Source organism: Flavobacterium branchiarum (assembly GCF_030409845.1).
Taxonomy (GTDB): Bacteria; Bacteroidota; Bacteroidia; order Flavobacteriales; family Flavobacteriaceae; genus Flavobacterium; species Flavobacterium branchiarum.
In genome coordinates, this window is the sequence record NZ_JAUFQQ010000003.1 from 1,035,147 (window position 1) to 1,052,195 (window position 17,049).

Consider the following 17,049-nt stretch of genomic DNA (forward strand, 5'->3'; position numbering starts at 1 on the left):
TGCTAATCAATTCTATTCCGAGCTATCGGAACTATGTGTCTATGTGTTAGATACTATTTTTACATATATCCAACGAATTTTAATTAATAGTTGGGGTTTATCTATTCAAGCGCATTTCGAGGTATTTATTTGTAAAGCCTAGTTTCTCGTATAAAATTTTAGCAGGATTATCAGGTTCAACATGCAGAGCAATATTTCCTTTAGCAGTAGCAATAACTTTTTCCATTAATTTTTTTCCGTAGCCTTTGCCTCTATAAGATTTATCCACTGCGATATATACCAAAATGTTTTCAGGTATATAATCTTTCATTCCGGTATTATTTAAGACACAGGCACCTACGATTTTTCCCTCTTCTAAGCCAAGAACAATTGTTCCGCCTTTGGATGGATTCATTGCGTATGCAATACATTTTAGAATATCTTCGATTGAGTCGCCATATTGTTCCAAATGAGTATGAAGAAATTTAGCAATAATTTCAGAATTATATGTGCTGTCCTCTCCCTTTTCAGGAGTAATTATTTTGAATTCCATTATGTTATTCTTTTTCGATTATTTAAGCCCGATTATGAAATTTTTTCAATGGGCAAAAGATGCAATTTAACTTGCAAATTGACACGTTTTTTAGTCAGTTTCCAGATTTTGAAAAAAAGGGCATTTTATAACTGGAAAACGAATATTTTGACTAAAAAGTGATAGATATTTTGCAATTTAGGGAATAATAACGGTAAAAGGACTGAGTTTACCTGTTTATTTTACTTTAGGTAAATTTCAAAAAGGGGTGTTTTTGTGCTGTTTTGAGCGTATAATGAGTGCTTTCTGTGATTAAATAAGGAAGATTATTTAAATTTGATCGAACAGGATTTGTAGCTAAAATCGCTAGTGTAAAAAGTGATTTTTACAGGTTTTTGACTTTATTTTTAGAGTGAAGTTTTAATAATTTCGATTGTTTCTTTGGACAGTTTCGTTCGAATATTAATTTTTTTGTATTCCCATTCGGTGCCATTTTTGATTGCAGAAATATCCATTTTTCCTTTTCCTTTATTTCCTTTAACCCTTATGGTCAAATCAACACAATTTCCGTTATTAGAATATTTTGCATCTCCTTCTAGAATGGCTAAATTATCTATTGGTTCTAAATCTCCAAGAACATCTTTTACTCTATCATTAATTTTAGCTTTTTCTATTGCTTTTTCATAAAGAGAAGTATCAGAATAGGCTTGGGCATAATCATCGATATTTCCATTTATTAACAAAGATAGCGCCAACCCAATTCCGACGAAAAAGAACACTATACTACTAGGTAAAAACCATTTCCAGTTTCTTTTCCACCAGCTATTTTTAGTAATTAATTTATTATTCATATTTTAATTCAATTGGATTAGTATTCTTTTTTTACTGTAAAATATATCCTAAATAGGCATTGGTAAACAATTCATAAAATAAGGCTGTCAAACTTTTTGTTATGATTTAGAGGAGTATATATTCGATTATGTCTTTACAAATTAAACCTTTTTGGGTTGTCTATTTATTTTTATTGAACTATAATTCTTATATTTTTATCCGACAATCTCACAACTCATGCGAATAATTTATTTGACTTTTTAAGCATTAATATGTTTTTTTAAAAAACTAAAATACAACATTTTAACCTTATAATGTTAAAATTATGCATCACTGTAATTTACTTTTGGAAAATAATATTAATTTAAATCAGTCTAAATAAAAATAATTTTTTCTTTTGTTATTTAAAAAATAATCTAATTTCGCTTTCAATTTAGAACGATTCTTAATTAATTGTTATATGCTATTTTCTATTAAAAGACTATTAATGGTCTTGTGTTTTTTATTTATTGGAGTAACTCACGCTCAAAAAAATGTATTCAAGGGTAAAATATTGGATGCTACTACAAAAAAAGGAATTGATGCAGCATTCATTACAGTACTTGTCTCTGGCGATTCGTATTTTACAAATGAAAAAGGAGAATTTGAGATTCCTAATTTATTTCATTCCTCTGTAATTATAACACAGCAAGGCTACGAAAGTCTAGAAGTTAAATTGCTAAAAGATGTCCAAACATTATATTTAAAACCTTCACTTATTCAATTAGAAGAAATAGTTATTCGCCGTTCTAAGAATATTAATGACATTGATGTCCGAAACTTAACAGGATCTGTTGTTACAGTAGATATGGCTAAATTATCTGAACGTTCTGAGTTAGATATGGCAAAACTGTTACAAGGTCAAGTGCCCGGATTAACTGTAACCTACAGTGGAGAACTAGGTAAAAAACCCGAAATACGTTTAAGAGGAAATTCATCATTCTCCTATAAGGGAGCGGCTAATGAACCGCTATTTGTTATGGATGGTATTATTATTTCTACAGAGACATTTTTAACGTTAAATCCTAATGATTTTTCTTCTATCAAAGTGCTAAAAGATGCGCCTGCAACGGCCCTTTATGGAATTAAAGCAGCCAACGGTGTAATTGAATTAACCTCAAAACGAGGATTTAATGGTAAAGCAACTATTAGTTATTCGATGAAACAAGGTATCACGATGAGGGGCGAAAGGCCTGTGGAAATGATGGACACAGATGAAAAATTAGCGTTTGAAGAAAAAATTGGAATAGTAGGGCGACCAGGATTTGATTATTCTGAAGCAAACATCAGAAAGTCATTTGCAAATTCACCATTACTCCAACAGAAATTAGAACAAGGAGCCTTTAAATTAGATTCCTTAAGACAATATAATACAGATTGGTTCAAAGAATTAATCAAACCCAATCACTTTCAATCACATAATCTAAGTATACGCGGTGGGACGGAAAAAAGCGCTTATTTCTATTCTGTAAACTACAGTAAACAGGGAGGACGTATTCCTGGAAATGATATCAACCACATTACAGCAAGAGCAAACTTAGATTATACCATTGCACCTACATTCCAATTATCATTTAATAACAGTTTTGGTGTATCTACTACAAATACAGAGAATGGAATGACTAATGATCCTACAGAATTAGTATATAGTCTAAATCCTTATGAAACAAAAGAAACAAAACAATTAATTAGTTATCCAAACCGATCTTACAATGATTTGATTAATCAATTCAAAGATAAAACGACAAATAAACGTTTTAGTAGTTCTGTCGTTATGCATTGGGATATTTTGCCAGAGTTAAATATTGCAGGAGTTGTTGGAGCAGATTATAGTATAAATGAAATTTATCAACGAATCTATAGTTCTGCTTATAGCCAGATAAATAAAAAAGAAAATGAAAAAGGTTTTCTAAGTGAATCTGATACAAAGAACTTTAATTATTCGACTAATATCCGTGCTAATTATCAAAAGAAAATTGGAGATCACGATTTATTTCTTGGTTTTAATGTTGATTATTACCTAACAGATATTAAATCAATTAGTGGGTCAGGTCATGGTATATCAGATGATGTAAGTAGCTTATCAGGAATTAATTCATCGTTTACAAATCAATTTAAGCCATCTGCTTCAGGAAGTAAAATGAAAAACAACCAATTGGGTTTTGGTGTGGCTGGAGGATACACTTATCAAGGCATATATGATTTTTATGCTAGTTTAAAACGCGATGGATCGTCTCTTTTACCTAGTGATAAAAGATGGAATGATGCTTGGTCTGCTGGTTTAGGATGGTCACCCAGTGAATACGAGTTTTTTAAAAAACAAACCGTATTGACTTCTGTAAAGTTTAGAACTTCTATGGGATATACGGCAAGTATGACTGGTATTCTTCCTCGCGATATTGCAACTACATATTCAAATTCAAACACTTTTTATGGTGATTATAGAGTGTTGCAATTAGCCGCATTACCAAATAAAGAACTACAACCACAACAGACATATTCAAATAATTTCTCGGTTGATTTAGGGTTTATTAATCGCTTTAACCTGTTAGTGAGTTTGTACAAAGATGTTACAAAAGAAGCCATTCTAGCTATGCCTATTGCCACAAGTAATGGATTTGCAACTTATACTAAAAATATTGGTGAGCTAGAAAATAGAGGAGTTGAATTTACTGTTAACGGAGATCTTCTTGCTCTTAAAACTTTTAGATGGAATACTGGTATTTCTATTTCTTATAATGCAAATAAAGTAAAAAAGCTGTATGGAACAGATCGTATTTACACAGGTAATCAATCAGTTACTCCAGATTATGAAGTTGGAAAACCATTAGGAATTTTATACGGATTGCAAAGTAATGGTATTCATCCGTTAACTGGTTTACCAGAATTTATAGATAATAAAGGGAATGTAATTGATGTCAAAACAAATGTCACATCCGACTATATGAACAAATTAGGAAGTACAATTGCTCCTTATAATGGTTATTTTAATAACTATTTTACGTATAAAAATTGGTCATTAAACGTTAATATGAGTTACCAATTAGGAGGTAAAGCAAAATTTAGTGATACCTATGTTCGTGATGAAAGTTTCTCTTATAAAAATGCTGTAAAAGGACAACTTACCGATATGTGGTTTGAAGTGGGCGATGAAAATAAAATATATCCCATCCAGAAACTACCGTCTTATATGTACACTTATAATAGTTTTCCAAATTCTAAAACAGTTTATAGCACAGACTATCTTAAGCTAAATTATATTCAACTGGGTTACAGGTTTACCGAGAATTCATTTATTGATAGATACTTTAAGTCACTGCAAATTAATATACAGGCAGATAACCTATATACTTTTAGAATTGAAAAAAATAGGGGATCATTAAATGATGTAATTCAGCCCATTTTAACTCTTTCATTAAATGCTACTTTCTAAATCATGAAAAAAATAGTTCTTTATCTAATCGCACTAAGTTTATTTACTGCCTGTAGCTTAGATCAAAAAAATCAAGATGAAATATCAGGAGATAATATCATCAATACAACACAAAAAGCATACAGTGTACTGTCTCAGGCATATATAGATTTGCCAATGGAGCCTAGTCCTTACACTATGTTGTCAGAAGACATTCAGCCTTCCTATTTGATTAATAATAATGCGAGTACAAAAGAGTATTACAATTGGAGAGATGTAGAAATTGCTAAAACAGCTGATCGGATTTGGGCACAATATTATAGTTCAATAGCTCATCTAAATGCACTACTTGCTTCAGAAAAATATATTAGTAATGGTGCGGAATGGAATTTCATAAAAGGAAATGCGCTAACGCTTAAAGCTTACGTTTACTTTGATTTGTTGCAGTTGTTTAGTAAAAGATATGAACCTTCTGCATTAGGAATACTACCTAAAGAAGTATTAGAAATACAAAACAATGCAAGAGTAACGCAATTGGAATCTATTGTATTCATCAAAACACTTTTAGACCAAGGAATAGCCTTAATGGAAGGTACAGGAAGTCAAACAAATTATTTTATAACTATTCCTGCCGCAGAAAATTTAAAAGCACAAATAGCACTTTTTACCAAGGATTATGAGGAAGCAGAAAAAATAGCAAAGAAGTTAGTTGCCCGTTATCCAACCCTGCCAAATGCAGAGAAAGAGTACGCTTCTTTATGGCAAACGAGCTTAGAAAAAGGCGTGTCTGAGACATATTGGATATATAATTACCAACAAAATCCTAACGCTTATTTATTATTTGATAAAGTGAAAGGGGATCTTTTTTACATCAATCATTTTGTCTCTTTTGACAAACAGGATATTCGCTACGATGCATCTCAATATTTCTATACTATGAGTTCTCTTGATGGTGTAAATAAGGATAGAGCGTTACTGGGAAAATATAAAACAAGCATTGCAACTAATGAAGCTAGGAATATTGTCCTTTCTAGAAATACGGAGACTTATTTTATTTTGATTGAAAGTTTAATTGAACAAAATAAGCTAAATGAAGCAACTCAAATTTTTAATACGTTTTTAGGTTCGATTAATAATCCAATTTTAGAAGAAGGCAATTCACAAAATACCTTGCGTTTATTGATGCAGAGCGAAAAACAAAAAGAATTCATAGGAGAAAAAATAAACTTCTTTGATTTAAAGAGATGGAATGTGGCAGTCTCAAGATACCTACCAGATAGCAATAACCGGTTGTCAACAATTGCTAATACTGATTTTAGGTGGGTGTGGCCTATTCCAGACAGTGAAATGAGATACAATTCTAATGCTATTCAAAACGAAGGCTGGCTAATTATTAAATAATAAAAAAACTTAAAATCATGAAAAATACCTTTTTAAAAAAACTAGCAATACTAATCCTATTTGTCTTTGGAGGACTATCATTTTCAGCATGTTCTAGCGATGAGAACTCAGATAATAGTTTTACAGGAGAAAATATGATTGTCCTAAAAGCTTTAAATACAAGTACAATACAGGATAACGGTACTGATAAATTAGAAATAGAAGTGCTATTAATTACAGCCCTAAATGAGCCCTTGGATTTAGAGTTTGGGTTATCTGGAAATAAAGTAGATGGTCAAATAATTGCAGCCATTGAAAATCCAAAAATAACGATACAGCCAGGGCAAAAAAGAGCGATACTAACAATTATAAATAAGACTAAAAGAGTAGTGAAAGAAACTACTAAATTAAAATTAGACCTTGTAAAGAATAGTAGTAAACTAAAATTAGAAAAACCATTTGAAATTACAGTAACTCCATTGAATGCTATTAGTGCGTTAACTCCTGCGCAAATAGAATTGTTAGATGGTTATAAAAAGCAAGGATTGGATCTGTATCCTTTAATGGGAGAAATAGATGTTACGGGTGAAATATATTTTCCAGGTAGCGAATATTTGACTCCTTTAAATCAACCAAAACGCACAATTGTAAAAGGAAAAACGCTAATCACATTAAGCGAAAAAGCGACTGCTCAAAAACCTGTCTTAAAAATGGTATCTAATCCTATGGGAGCAGAGGCTTATTTATACGAGCTTTTCAAATCATTATCTATCAATGATAAAGAGTTTTGGGCAGAGGAATCAAATATTGCTCATACAACAATTATGCAACTAATCGGTTTGACTTCTACTTCTGAAGAAACTTTTCAAATGACGCTTGATGATATCGAAATAGACATAAAAACAAAAGCAATCAAATTCACAAAAGAAGCTACTGTTTATGATGAACCAATTACTATTGTTGGCTTTGATTATAATTATAGTGCTTGGAATAGATTGAAAAAATTACTAGATGAAAAAAATCCAATAGCCATTGAAAACTATGAAATGGGAGGTACAGTTAATCCAAGTGAAATAATCAACACAGGAACAATTACAACGGATCAATATGATACAAAAAACTGGGAAAAATCAGTAGCTAAATTAACAGATGATAAACTTTCATTCCATTTTTTAATGGATCACATTACTGCATCAGGATATGTTCAATTCAAAATAGAATATAAATTAAAATAGATAACCCTGCTACTTTAAGTGTTAAGCAAGAGGTAACAATTTTGTAAAAAAATATCATAAACCAAGTTTCTATTTGTATAATAGAAACTTGGTTTATTAATGAAAAGGGTTTACCTACTTTCATTTTCAAACTACCAATGATTCATACATTATTGAATAAAACTCTTATTCGAAATTTACAATGAGAAATACAACTTATTTATTTTTATTTTCTTTATCGCTTATCGCTAGTTTCTCTCACGGACAAAGCGCTACAACATCTTTGCCTGTATCAAAACAGGTCGTGATAGATAGTTTAGGCAATGGATTACACTACATTATTCATCCTACTTCACAAGCAAAAGTAGAATACAGAATGGTAATCAATGTAGGTTCTTTGCAAGAAAAACAAAACGAAAAAGGATACGCCCATTTTCTGGAACACATGGTTTTTAATGGTTCAGAAGATTTTCCAAAATGGCAAGCAATTGATACATTACAAGCATTAGGATATCGCTACGGAAGAGATATTAATGCTTATACAACATACGAACGCACCGTTTACCAATTATCGCTACAAAAAACGGCTAACCCGAAACTGGCGCTAACTATTTTTTCAAATTTTTTATCTAAAGCAGTACTAAACGATGAAGCAATTGAAAAAGAACGTAAAATAGTTATCCAAGAAATAAAAGATTTTGGACAAGAAACAGCAATCAATCAAAAAAAACTAGAAGGTACAAAACAGCAACAACACTTGCCTATAGCTACAGAACAAGACATTCTGAATCTTAACAACCAGCAGTTAAAAGATTTTTATAAGAAATGGTACGCTCCTAATCTTACTACTCTAATTGTAACAGGTAATATCGATCCAGTGCAAGTGCAAAAGGAAATTAAAGCTGCATTTGAAAAAACACTACCTACTAATCACGGACAAAGAAGTCAGAATATCTACTCATTCAACCCTTCGTTTGCAAACTCCTTATTACAAGAAAAGAGCACCACAAGCAAAAAAGCAAAGCTTGAATTAATACGCTTTACAAAATCACCATTAACTCAAACAAAAGAAGATTTTAAACAACTTTTAATTGCATCAATTTATACCAATTATATCAATCAAAAGAGTAAAGAAACGTCCCTAAAAACTAATTATCATGCTATTTGGTATCTATCTAATAGAACGGAAAATACCTTTGAATTAGAGGCAAAAACTAAAAAAGAATTACTTGGAAAAGTAGATACATTAGCAACAGTGATTAATACCATAAAGCAAGTAGGAATATCAGAATCAGAACTAGCGACGATCAAATTAACTACGTTAGCAAGATTAAATACAAGTTCAAATGATGATGCTACCTTTTTGGCAGATGCCTATGTAGATCAAGCTGCAGCTTTTAGTAATTATATTGATGCACAAGAGAGGGAAATTCTGGCGAAAGAAATCATTGTATCGATCACTTCGAATGATATACTGCAACTGCATAACGACATGTGGTTGAAAGAAAACAACAACTTGTATTTATTGACCGATATTCCTCCAGCTTTTGGAAAAATCAATGAAAAAGACATAAAAAAGGCATGGAACAAAGGGCTGACAAAACAATTGTCTTTTAAACCAATTACTGAAAAGAAAGAAGAAGTGCTAGTAAAAGAAGTATTTGCGTGGCGTGATTTACCTACAAAATCATTTTCTAAAGCACCTGCTTATTTGAAGAATACAACCTATTATGAGAATATTGATGTAACCCAGCTTACCTTAAGTAATGGTTTACGCATTGCTATTAAACCCACAAAAAGTGACGATAACAGTGTTGTATTATCTTTAGCTACTAGAAATGGTTTTAATTTATTGTCTGATCAAGATTATCCCTATTATCAAGATACCTCATATTTTGTAGATAGTTCTTGGATAAAAGGAATGACAGAAGAGCAATATAATACACAAAGTGGCAACAAAGAAATATCTACATTAGTGAGTATTGCAGACAATGCTAGTACTGTAAACACAGTTATTCGCGCTACTAATTTAGAAGATTTGTTTGAATGGTCGTATCGAAAAATGTTTGATTATGAGATGCCAAAACAAGACTTTGATGAATACATTACGGAAGAAATTGGGAAAAGTTCTCAACAAAAGAAAGAACCCAGTTTTATGCGTATTCCAAGTATTCAGCTTGATCACAAGATAGCAAACTACAAAAAACTAGGACTTCGAGAACAGAAAGAATTAAGCACAATTAATGAATGGAAGCGCGTAAACCTAAACGATATGTTTTCATTCTATGATAAAATTGTAGCCCAAAGCCAAGATAATTTTCTTGTGATAAGCGGTAATGTAAATGTTGAAGAAGTAACAGAAATGGCAATAAAATATTTTGCTAATCTACCAGCTAATGAAACAAAGTTAACTACAACATCGAATGAAGTCTTCACAAATAACACATTACAAACAAATGGGATTGTACGTGAAAAAATAATAGATGCTACTATTGAAAGGCCTGCTACGACTATTATTTTTAAAGGAAAAATTAATGCAGTGTTAAAAGAATTTATTATTGCACAAATCGTACGTGAAGTGTTTAATGATGCATTTTTAAAACGTTCGAGAGAGAATGAAGGTTTAGTTTATTCTCCTTTTACGGATATTCAGATAGATTTATATCCCATTACACAAACGGCAATTTCTCTTAGTTTTTCAGCTTCTGAAAAAGATATTCCTACTTTAGAAGCTATTGCAAAGAATGTTATTCTGGAGCTACAATCAAACCGTATTGATAACATTTTGTTGAATCGAATGAAACGTACTATTCTCAATAATAAGATGATGCATCTTAACGATAATGCTACTTCACAATGGGTAGAAAAAATAAGAGAAGTATATCTTAATTACGCCAATCTAAACGATTTCAATCACTATGATGAGTTACTGAATTCAATTACAACAGACGAGATTAAAGCTGTAGCTAATACGCTATTTGATAGTACAAATTATGGGGTGTTTACGCTCTCACCTAAATAATCATATTTATCTAAGGAGGTTTTAATGCTTGCTTGTAAATATTGGAGCACTTATTTTAATTTGAGTATTATAAATAAGTGCTTTTTTTTTTTGAGTAAAATATGTTTAGAAATTTTGATTAATACTGAATGGATAATGGTTTTGTTCCCCTATGAGTTGGGAATAATGGTAAGACTTCTTCAGCTAGTTCTTGTATCGTTTCTAAAGCAGGACGTTTAGTAAACTGGATTCCAAGTGCCGCATGATTAACTCCGATTGATTGCCATTCTTCTAGAAGCTGAATTAACCCTTTTCTTCCTGTTTTAAGGATGAAACCTCCTCGAAGTGGCGTACGAGGATAATCAGGGTCATCTACTAAATCAATCCATTCATTTGTTACGTGAGGACGAAAGACTCCATTAGGAATTATTCTTGAACGCCAGTTTTCTATCTTTGATTTCAATTGCATCACACCTTCTGTCGTTGCAGTTGATGTAGGGTAACTTAACCACCCATCGGCATGCTCTCCAATCCAATCCATCGATTGTTTGCTAGATCCAGTAACCAATAATGGAATCGTATTGCTTACAGGTTTAGGTAATAATTGGGAACTTTGTTTAATTAGTCCAAGGGATGATTGTATAACCTGATTTTCTTTGGATGATACTAGCGAACGAAACATAGAAACAGTTTCTCTAAAACGTTCACCGCTAGTATTAATATCAATACCATAAGCAGGGTATTCTACTGGCCGATCGCCAGATGCTATGCCTAGAACTAAACGACCTCCTGATAATTGATCAATTGTTGTAGCGGCTTTTGCTAAGTCGACAGGATGCCTTAAAGGAAATACCAAACTTCCTGTAGCCAATGTGATTTGTTTTGTTTTAGCAGCAAGATAAGCCAAATAGCTGAAGGTATCAAAAACTTGACCTGCATCACCAAAACTAGGATCAAATAAAGGTACATCCCTAGTCCAAACAGTTGCGAAATTCTTTTGATCTATTAAGGAAACTAAATCAGATTGTCCTTCTAATGCTTTCATATTTCCTTCATAAAATCGCAATGGAAGGAAAATACCAATAGTCAATTTATTTTCAGCAAACATGCGATTGTATCCAATATGATTACTAAAGTCTCTATTTAATTCTTCTTTCATATGTAGCTATTTTTTTGTTGTTTCTTAATTTAGAAAAGACAAAATTATACATTAAAAACAGGTACATGTCCCTATATATCTGCATTAATTAGGTATATTTATAACATGAAAAAGAAAAATATTCATGCGCCTTATGAAATTCTTATTGAAAAAGTTGACGAATGTCCTTTAAGGGATGTTGAATTCAATTATTTCCAAATTGTTTATGTAGTTTCAGGAAATGGAAGACAATGGGTTGATAATCGAGTAACACCTTATGCAGCGGGAGATATGTTTTTACTCACACCAATGAGCAAATACTCTTTTGATGTGGATACAACTACAGAATTCTTATTAATAAAATTTAATAATATTTATATTCACGATAAAAAAATAGGGTTAGATAATATACAGAGACTTGAATTTATTTTAAATAATGCGGAGTTAAATATAGGATGCGTGCTTAATAGGCAGTCAGATAGACAAGTAGTTGGTACAATTGCTGAAATAATGAGAAATGAGATTGCAAATGAAACTATTTATGGTAAGGATTTAATCCAGCAATTAATGAATACACTAATAGTTCTTGTTGCCCGAAACATGGTTGTTGATTTGCCAGATGGAATTAAAGAAACTACAGATAAAAAAATCACCAAAATATTGCAATATATTCAAACCAATATCTATAGCCCCAATCAATTAAGAATAGCCATAATTAGTGAGAAATTTAATTTTTCAGAAACGTATTTAAGCCGTTATTTTAAAAAGCATACAGGTGAAACGCTTCAGCAATACATCACGAATTACCGAATACAATTGATTGAAAAAAGATTATTATATAGTGATATGCGTATTGGTGAGATTGCTTTTGAACTTGGATTTTCAGACGAAACACATTTAAGTAAATTTTTCAAAAAGTCTAAAATTATGAATCCTTCCCTTTTTAGAAAAAAAGGTAGAATAAAATAATTAAGATGAATACGTGAGTTTTGATATATTGTTTAATTAATTGAAATAAATTTAATAATGAATACTATAATTATACGCAGTGCTTGCCATAACGATATGGGCAAACTTCTATCTTTTGAGCAAGAATTAATTAATGCAGAAAGGCCATTTGATCCAACATTAAAATTGTCAGATATTAATTATTACGATATTGATAAAATGCTTACTTCAACTGATGTAGAATTGCTTGTTGCAGTATTAGATGGTGAAGTTATCGGTTGTGGTTATGCAAGAATTGAAAATGCTAAAGTTTATGTTAAGTATGCTCAATATGGGTATTTAGGATTTATGTATGTTGATCCCAAATATCGTGGAATGCGAGTAGTACATAAAATAATTGAAAGACTGACGGAATGGACTACTTCTAAAGGAATAACAGAACTTCGTTTAGAAGTGTACGAAGCAAATGAATCAGCAATAAAAGCATATGAAAAGGCAGGTTTCAAAAAGCATTTTGTACAAATGAGAAAGGAAATGTAGTTGTTAGTATTTCTTTTGTGACGCAATTTTAAAATGAATTAAATACTTGTATTTTATAACAAAAGCATTTATTTGTAATTTAAATATTACATATAAATGCTTTTTGCGTTATTATTTTAATACTTTTACTACTAAAAAATAAAACAAGCATGTTAGTAAAAGTATATGGAAGTGCAGTTTTTGGAGTCGAGGCGACGACAATTACTGTTGAATCTGTAATTATATACTAGTAGGTATTAGAATTATTTAAAAAAAATAGTTGTAAGTAATTGATTGAAATATCAATATACTGTAATAATATTACATTTATTTTAACTTTTTCAATTGTTAAAGCGTAAGAAGATTAGTAGATAATTAATAAAAAAAATAATGATAGGTTTAGGAGTGTTAAAATTAGACAACAAAGAATACAGATTATTAGACATTATCTATAATTCAAGCCAACGAGTGGATGTAACGGGTAAGCCGTCGGGAGTTCGAAGTGGTTTGGTTTTTGATTTAAAAATTGAATCTGACAGTGATACGTCTCTTTTGGAATGGGCACTTGGTGATGAGGCAAAAGACGGGATTATTACATTTTACAAACCAGATGGTATTAGTAAATTCAAAGAGATTCAGTTTAAAAAATCATATTGTATCTCTCATAATGAAAAATTTGAAGCGAATGGTACAATGCCAATGCATCAAATTTTGAGGATAGTAGAACCTAGGCAAGAAAACCTAAAAGAACAGATTGTACCGCCCAAAAGAATAGTTAAACAAGAAAAGGCTGAAACCAAAGTAAAAACTATAAAATGCATAACGAAACTGGACAATGGTTCTGCTAATGATGGCAGCGGGACAAAACTCCAAGTGGGAATGCTTTTTGGTAAGACTTACGAATTTAATGTGACTGATTATACCGAAGAAATCCCAGATAACAAATCGACAATAAACTGGATGGTGAGGTATCATAATTTGTCAGAGAATAAATGGATTGAAAAAAAACTTTCTCACGTTGGTGATTCATTAAAATTCACAGTTAATGATAAAGATATGTGTGGACGCTTTGTATTTATCCGAGCTTTTATAATAGACTCAGAAAATGAAGGTGAAATAAAAGTATGGAAACACAATAGATTCAGATGGTTTGATAGTGCAAAAATAAAAGAAGAGGTTCAAGAAAGAAAAGGAAAACCATATTTAGCAAATCAAAATGACACACCTACTTGTGGGATGGCAGCTGTTATTTATTTATTAGCTAAAAAAGATTTTGATAAATATGAAAATTTTGTATTGCAATTACATCAAAAAGGAGTTGCTAAATGTAATGATTATACTTTTGATTTGTCAGAAAAGAGTAATCATTTGTTAGAAATGAATCCTGCTACCAACAAGAAATATCCAACTCATTTAGTTAAGATGTCTTATTGTGATTGGATTACATTTTCGTGTATAAGAGATAAAGAAAATGGTGTTATAAATTATAGTGGTGAAAATGATGAATCATTTGCTGGGTCAACTGTTCCAAGAGAACTTATGAAATTGATGAAAGAAATTCTTGGTTTTAAATCTGTTATGGATAATACTAATGTTGTTTTTAATAAAGGTACATTGCCTTGGGATGGTGAAAATTCATCTTCACAAGAAATTGCTAAAATGCAAGAGCTTTATTTAAAAGGTTATACAGTTATTATGTTAATCAATACGAATATGTTGTATAAGGCAAAATCTAGTTTGATTAGTTCCATTGAACATTGGGTAGTATTTGAAGGTGTTATTGGCGGTACGATAACTTGGGATGAATATGGTTTTAAAGTATTTTCTTGGGGTGAAATTAGAAATGTAATTATTAATCCAGAAGTTTTTAGTAGTAATTTTTATGGTTATGTTTATGGTAAATAAAAAAGCAATTAATAAGTTTATTGGTTTTATTTTAGTAGTTCTTTTTAGTGTAATTTTATTCATTATTACTTATAACCTTATAATGTATTTTATTCCTCCAATCACTCCAGATGGACATCAAGTAATGCCTTTTAAACAATTTTTTTTTAGTGTTTTGATTTCAATTTTTTTATCAATTATTTTTTCAATATTTATTTATAAGAGATTATCAAAATGAATAAGCAATCAAAACTAATGTTTAAAGTACTCATTCAACTATTTTAGTAGTTATTATCTTTGGGTGTTATTGTTGTAATCAAATCGAATTCAATGAAATCTGTCATTGCTTCTTTGAATTCGATTTGATTATTTTTATACTTGTTTATTTCTTCAAGAATTATCTTCAACATTTCATATTATTTACTCTCTAACATATTTTATGAATCTTTCTCTATCTACCAGTCTAATCTCTTGCATAAATAATATAAAAATCGACTAAATTGTAATTTAAATATTACATATAAATGTTTTTTGCGTTATTATTTTAATACTTTTACTACTCAAAAATAAAACAAGCATGTTAGTAAAAGTTTATGGAAGTGCAGTTTTTGGAGTCGAGGCGACGACAATCACTGTTGAGGTTAATATGGATACGGGAATTGGATATCATTTAGTAGGTTTGCCAGATAGTGCTATTAAAGAAAGTTGTTTTAGGATAGCAGCGGCGTTAAAAAACAATGGCTATAAAATGCCGGGTAAAAAAATCATTATAAATATGGCACCCGCTGATTTGCGCAAAGAAGGCTCCGCTTATGATTTAACTTTAGCAATTGGGATATTAGTAGCTTCAGATCAAATAAAAACTACAGAAATAGACAACTACATTATTATGGGAGAACTTTCGCTTGACGGAAGTTTACAGCCTATTACAGGAGCATTACCAATAGCTATAAAAGCGAAGGAAGAAGGATATAAAGGATTTTTTCTGCCAAAGCAAAATGTAAAAGAAGCAGCTATTGTTGCTGGCTTAGATGTTTATGGTGTAGAGAATGTACAAGAAGTAATTGATTTTCTAGAAGGAAAAGGAAACTTAGAAGCAACAATAATCGACACTCGAGCAGAGTTTTATAAAACGTTAGACTTTCCAGAGTTTGATTTCTCGGATGTAAGAGGGCAGGAGAGTATCAAGCGTTGCATGGAGATTGCAGCAGCAGGAGGGCATAATATAATTTTGGTTGGTCCACCGGGAGCTGGAAAAACTATGCTTGCTAAACGTTTGCCAAGTATTTTACCTCCTATGACATTAAAAGAAGCACTTGAAACCACCAAAATCCATAGCGTAGCCGGAAAGCTGAAAGAAGTAGGTTTGATGAATCAAAGGCCTTTTAGATCGCCTCATCACACAATCTCTAATGTAGCCTTAGTCGGAGGAGGAAGTTATCCGCAACCCGGAGAAATATCGATGGCGCATAACGGCGTTTTGTTTTTAGATGAATTACCAGAATTTAAAAGAGATGTATTAGAAGTAATGCGTCAGCCACTGGAAGATAGAGAAGTGACAATTTCGAGAGCAAAGTTCACAGTTACCTATCCATCATCATTTATGCTTGTGGCAAGTATGAATCCTAGTCCAAGCGGTTTCTTTAATGATCCCGATGCACCACAAAAATCATCACCACACGAAATGCATCGGTATTTAAGTAAAATATCAGGGCCATTATTAGATAGAATTGATATTCATATCGAAGTTACGCCAGTTCCTTTTGAAAAATTAGCAGATGATAATAAAGCAGAAAGTAGCGTGCATATTCGAGAACGAGTGACAGCGGGAAGAGAAATTCAGGCAAAGCGATTTGAAGCGCTAGAGAGTATAAACTACAATGCACAAATGAATACAAAGCAAATTCGGGAATATTGTGCGCTCGATGAACAGTCGAAGTTGTTATTAAAAACAGCAATGGAACGACTGAATCTTTCTGCAAGAGCCTATGATAGAATTTTGAAAGTAGCGAGAACTATCGCTGATCTTGATGCAGCTCCAAGTATTATTTCGTCGCACATAGCCGAAGCAATCCAGTATCGTAGTTTAGATCGTGATGGTTGGTTAGGGTAAAATGAGTATAAGCCATAATTAATTTTAACACATAGAAACATAGATTTTGTATTGTGAAA

Annotated in this window: 12 protein-coding genes; 8 read left to right on the top strand and 4 right to left on the bottom strand. The window is 31.4% G+C overall.

All coding sequences use genetic code 11. The annotated features are described in order from the left end of the window. Window positions 1-97 precede the first annotated feature (97 nt). Window positions 98-532, bottom strand: a complete 435-nt coding sequence (locus QWY99_RS05220) for a GNAT family N-acetyltransferase (protein ID WP_290262359.1) — start codon at window positions 530-532, stop codon at window positions 98-100. A gap of 386 nt (window positions 533-918) precedes the next feature. Next, a complete protein-coding gene (locus QWY99_RS05225) occupies window positions 919-1,362 on the bottom strand; it encodes a cytochrome c oxidase assembly factor Coa1 family protein (RefSeq protein ID WP_290262362.1) in 444 nt (147 codons plus the stop codon). 440 nt (window positions 1,363-1,802) lie between these two features. Between QWY99_RS05225 and QWY99_RS05230 the strand changes: the two genes are divergently transcribed. From QWY99_RS05230 to QWY99_RS05245, 4 genes are all read left to right on the top strand, one after another. Continuing rightward, window positions 1,803-4,814 (top strand): SusC/RagA family TonB-linked outer membrane protein, encoded by a 3,012-nt coding sequence (locus QWY99_RS05230; RefSeq protein WP_290262364.1) that lies wholly within the window; start codon window positions 1,803-1,805, stop codon window positions 4,812-4,814. 3 nt (window positions 4,815-4,817) lie between these two features. After that, window positions 4,818-6,194 carry a RagB/SusD family nutrient uptake outer membrane protein gene (locus QWY99_RS05235; protein ID WP_290262367.1) on the top strand — a complete coding sequence of 459 codons (1,377 nt, stop codon included), beginning with the start codon at window positions 4,818-4,820 and terminating at the stop codon, window positions 6,192-6,194. Window positions 6,195-6,211: 17 nt separating this feature from the next. After that, entirely contained in the window at window positions 6,212-7,408 is a 1,197-nt protein-coding gene (locus tag QWY99_RS05240) for a DUF4929/DUF8472 family protein (protein WP_290262369.1), read from the top strand. A gap of 181 nt (window positions 7,409-7,589) precedes the next feature. After that, a complete protein-coding gene (locus QWY99_RS05245) occupies window positions 7,590-10,409 on the top strand; it encodes a M16 family metallopeptidase (protein WP_290262371.1) in 2,820 nt (939 codons plus the stop codon). A 118-nt stretch (window positions 10,410-10,527) separates the two neighbouring features. Here QWY99_RS05245 and QWY99_RS05250 read toward each other — a convergent pair whose 3' ends face one another. After that, entirely contained in the window at window positions 10,528-11,547 is a 1,020-nt protein-coding gene (locus QWY99_RS05250; protein ID WP_290262374.1) for an LLM class oxidoreductase, read from the bottom strand. A gap of 105 nt (window positions 11,548-11,652) precedes the next feature. Here QWY99_RS05250 and QWY99_RS05255 point away from each other — a divergent pair, with 105 nt between their 5' ends. From QWY99_RS05255 to tssD, 3 genes are all read left to right on the top strand, one after another. Next, window positions 11,653-12,495, top strand: a complete 843-nt coding sequence (locus QWY99_RS05255) for an AraC family transcriptional regulator (protein ID WP_290262376.1) — start codon at window positions 11,653-11,655, stop codon at window positions 12,493-12,495. Window positions 12,496-12,591: 96 nt separating this feature from the next. Then, a complete protein-coding gene (locus QWY99_RS05260) occupies window positions 12,592-13,014 on the top strand; it encodes a GNAT family N-acetyltransferase (protein WP_290262378.1) in 423 nt (140 codons plus the stop codon). 369 nt (window positions 13,015-13,383) lie between these two features. Further along, window positions 13,384-14,898: a type VI secretion system tube protein TssD gene (gene tssD / locus QWY99_RS05265; protein ID WP_290262380.1), complete on the top strand. Its 1,515-nt coding sequence runs from the start codon at window positions 13,384-13,386 to the stop codon at window positions 14,896-14,898. A gap of 260 nt (window positions 14,899-15,158) precedes the next feature. Here tssD and QWY99_RS05270 read toward each other — a convergent pair whose 3' ends face one another. Beyond that, the gene (locus tag QWY99_RS05270) at window positions 15,159-15,287 is read right to left on the bottom strand and encodes a hypothetical protein (protein WP_290262382.1); all 129 of its coding nucleotides are present in this window, start codon (window positions 15,285-15,287) and stop codon (window positions 15,159-15,161) included. Between the two features lie 167 nt (window positions 15,288-15,454). Between QWY99_RS05270 and QWY99_RS05275 the strand changes: the two genes are divergently transcribed. Further along, window positions 15,455-16,990: a YifB family Mg chelatase-like AAA ATPase gene (locus QWY99_RS05275; RefSeq protein WP_290262384.1), complete on the top strand. Its 1,536-nt coding sequence runs from the start codon at window positions 15,455-15,457 to the stop codon at window positions 16,988-16,990. Window positions 16,991-17,049 lie beyond the last annotated feature (59 nt).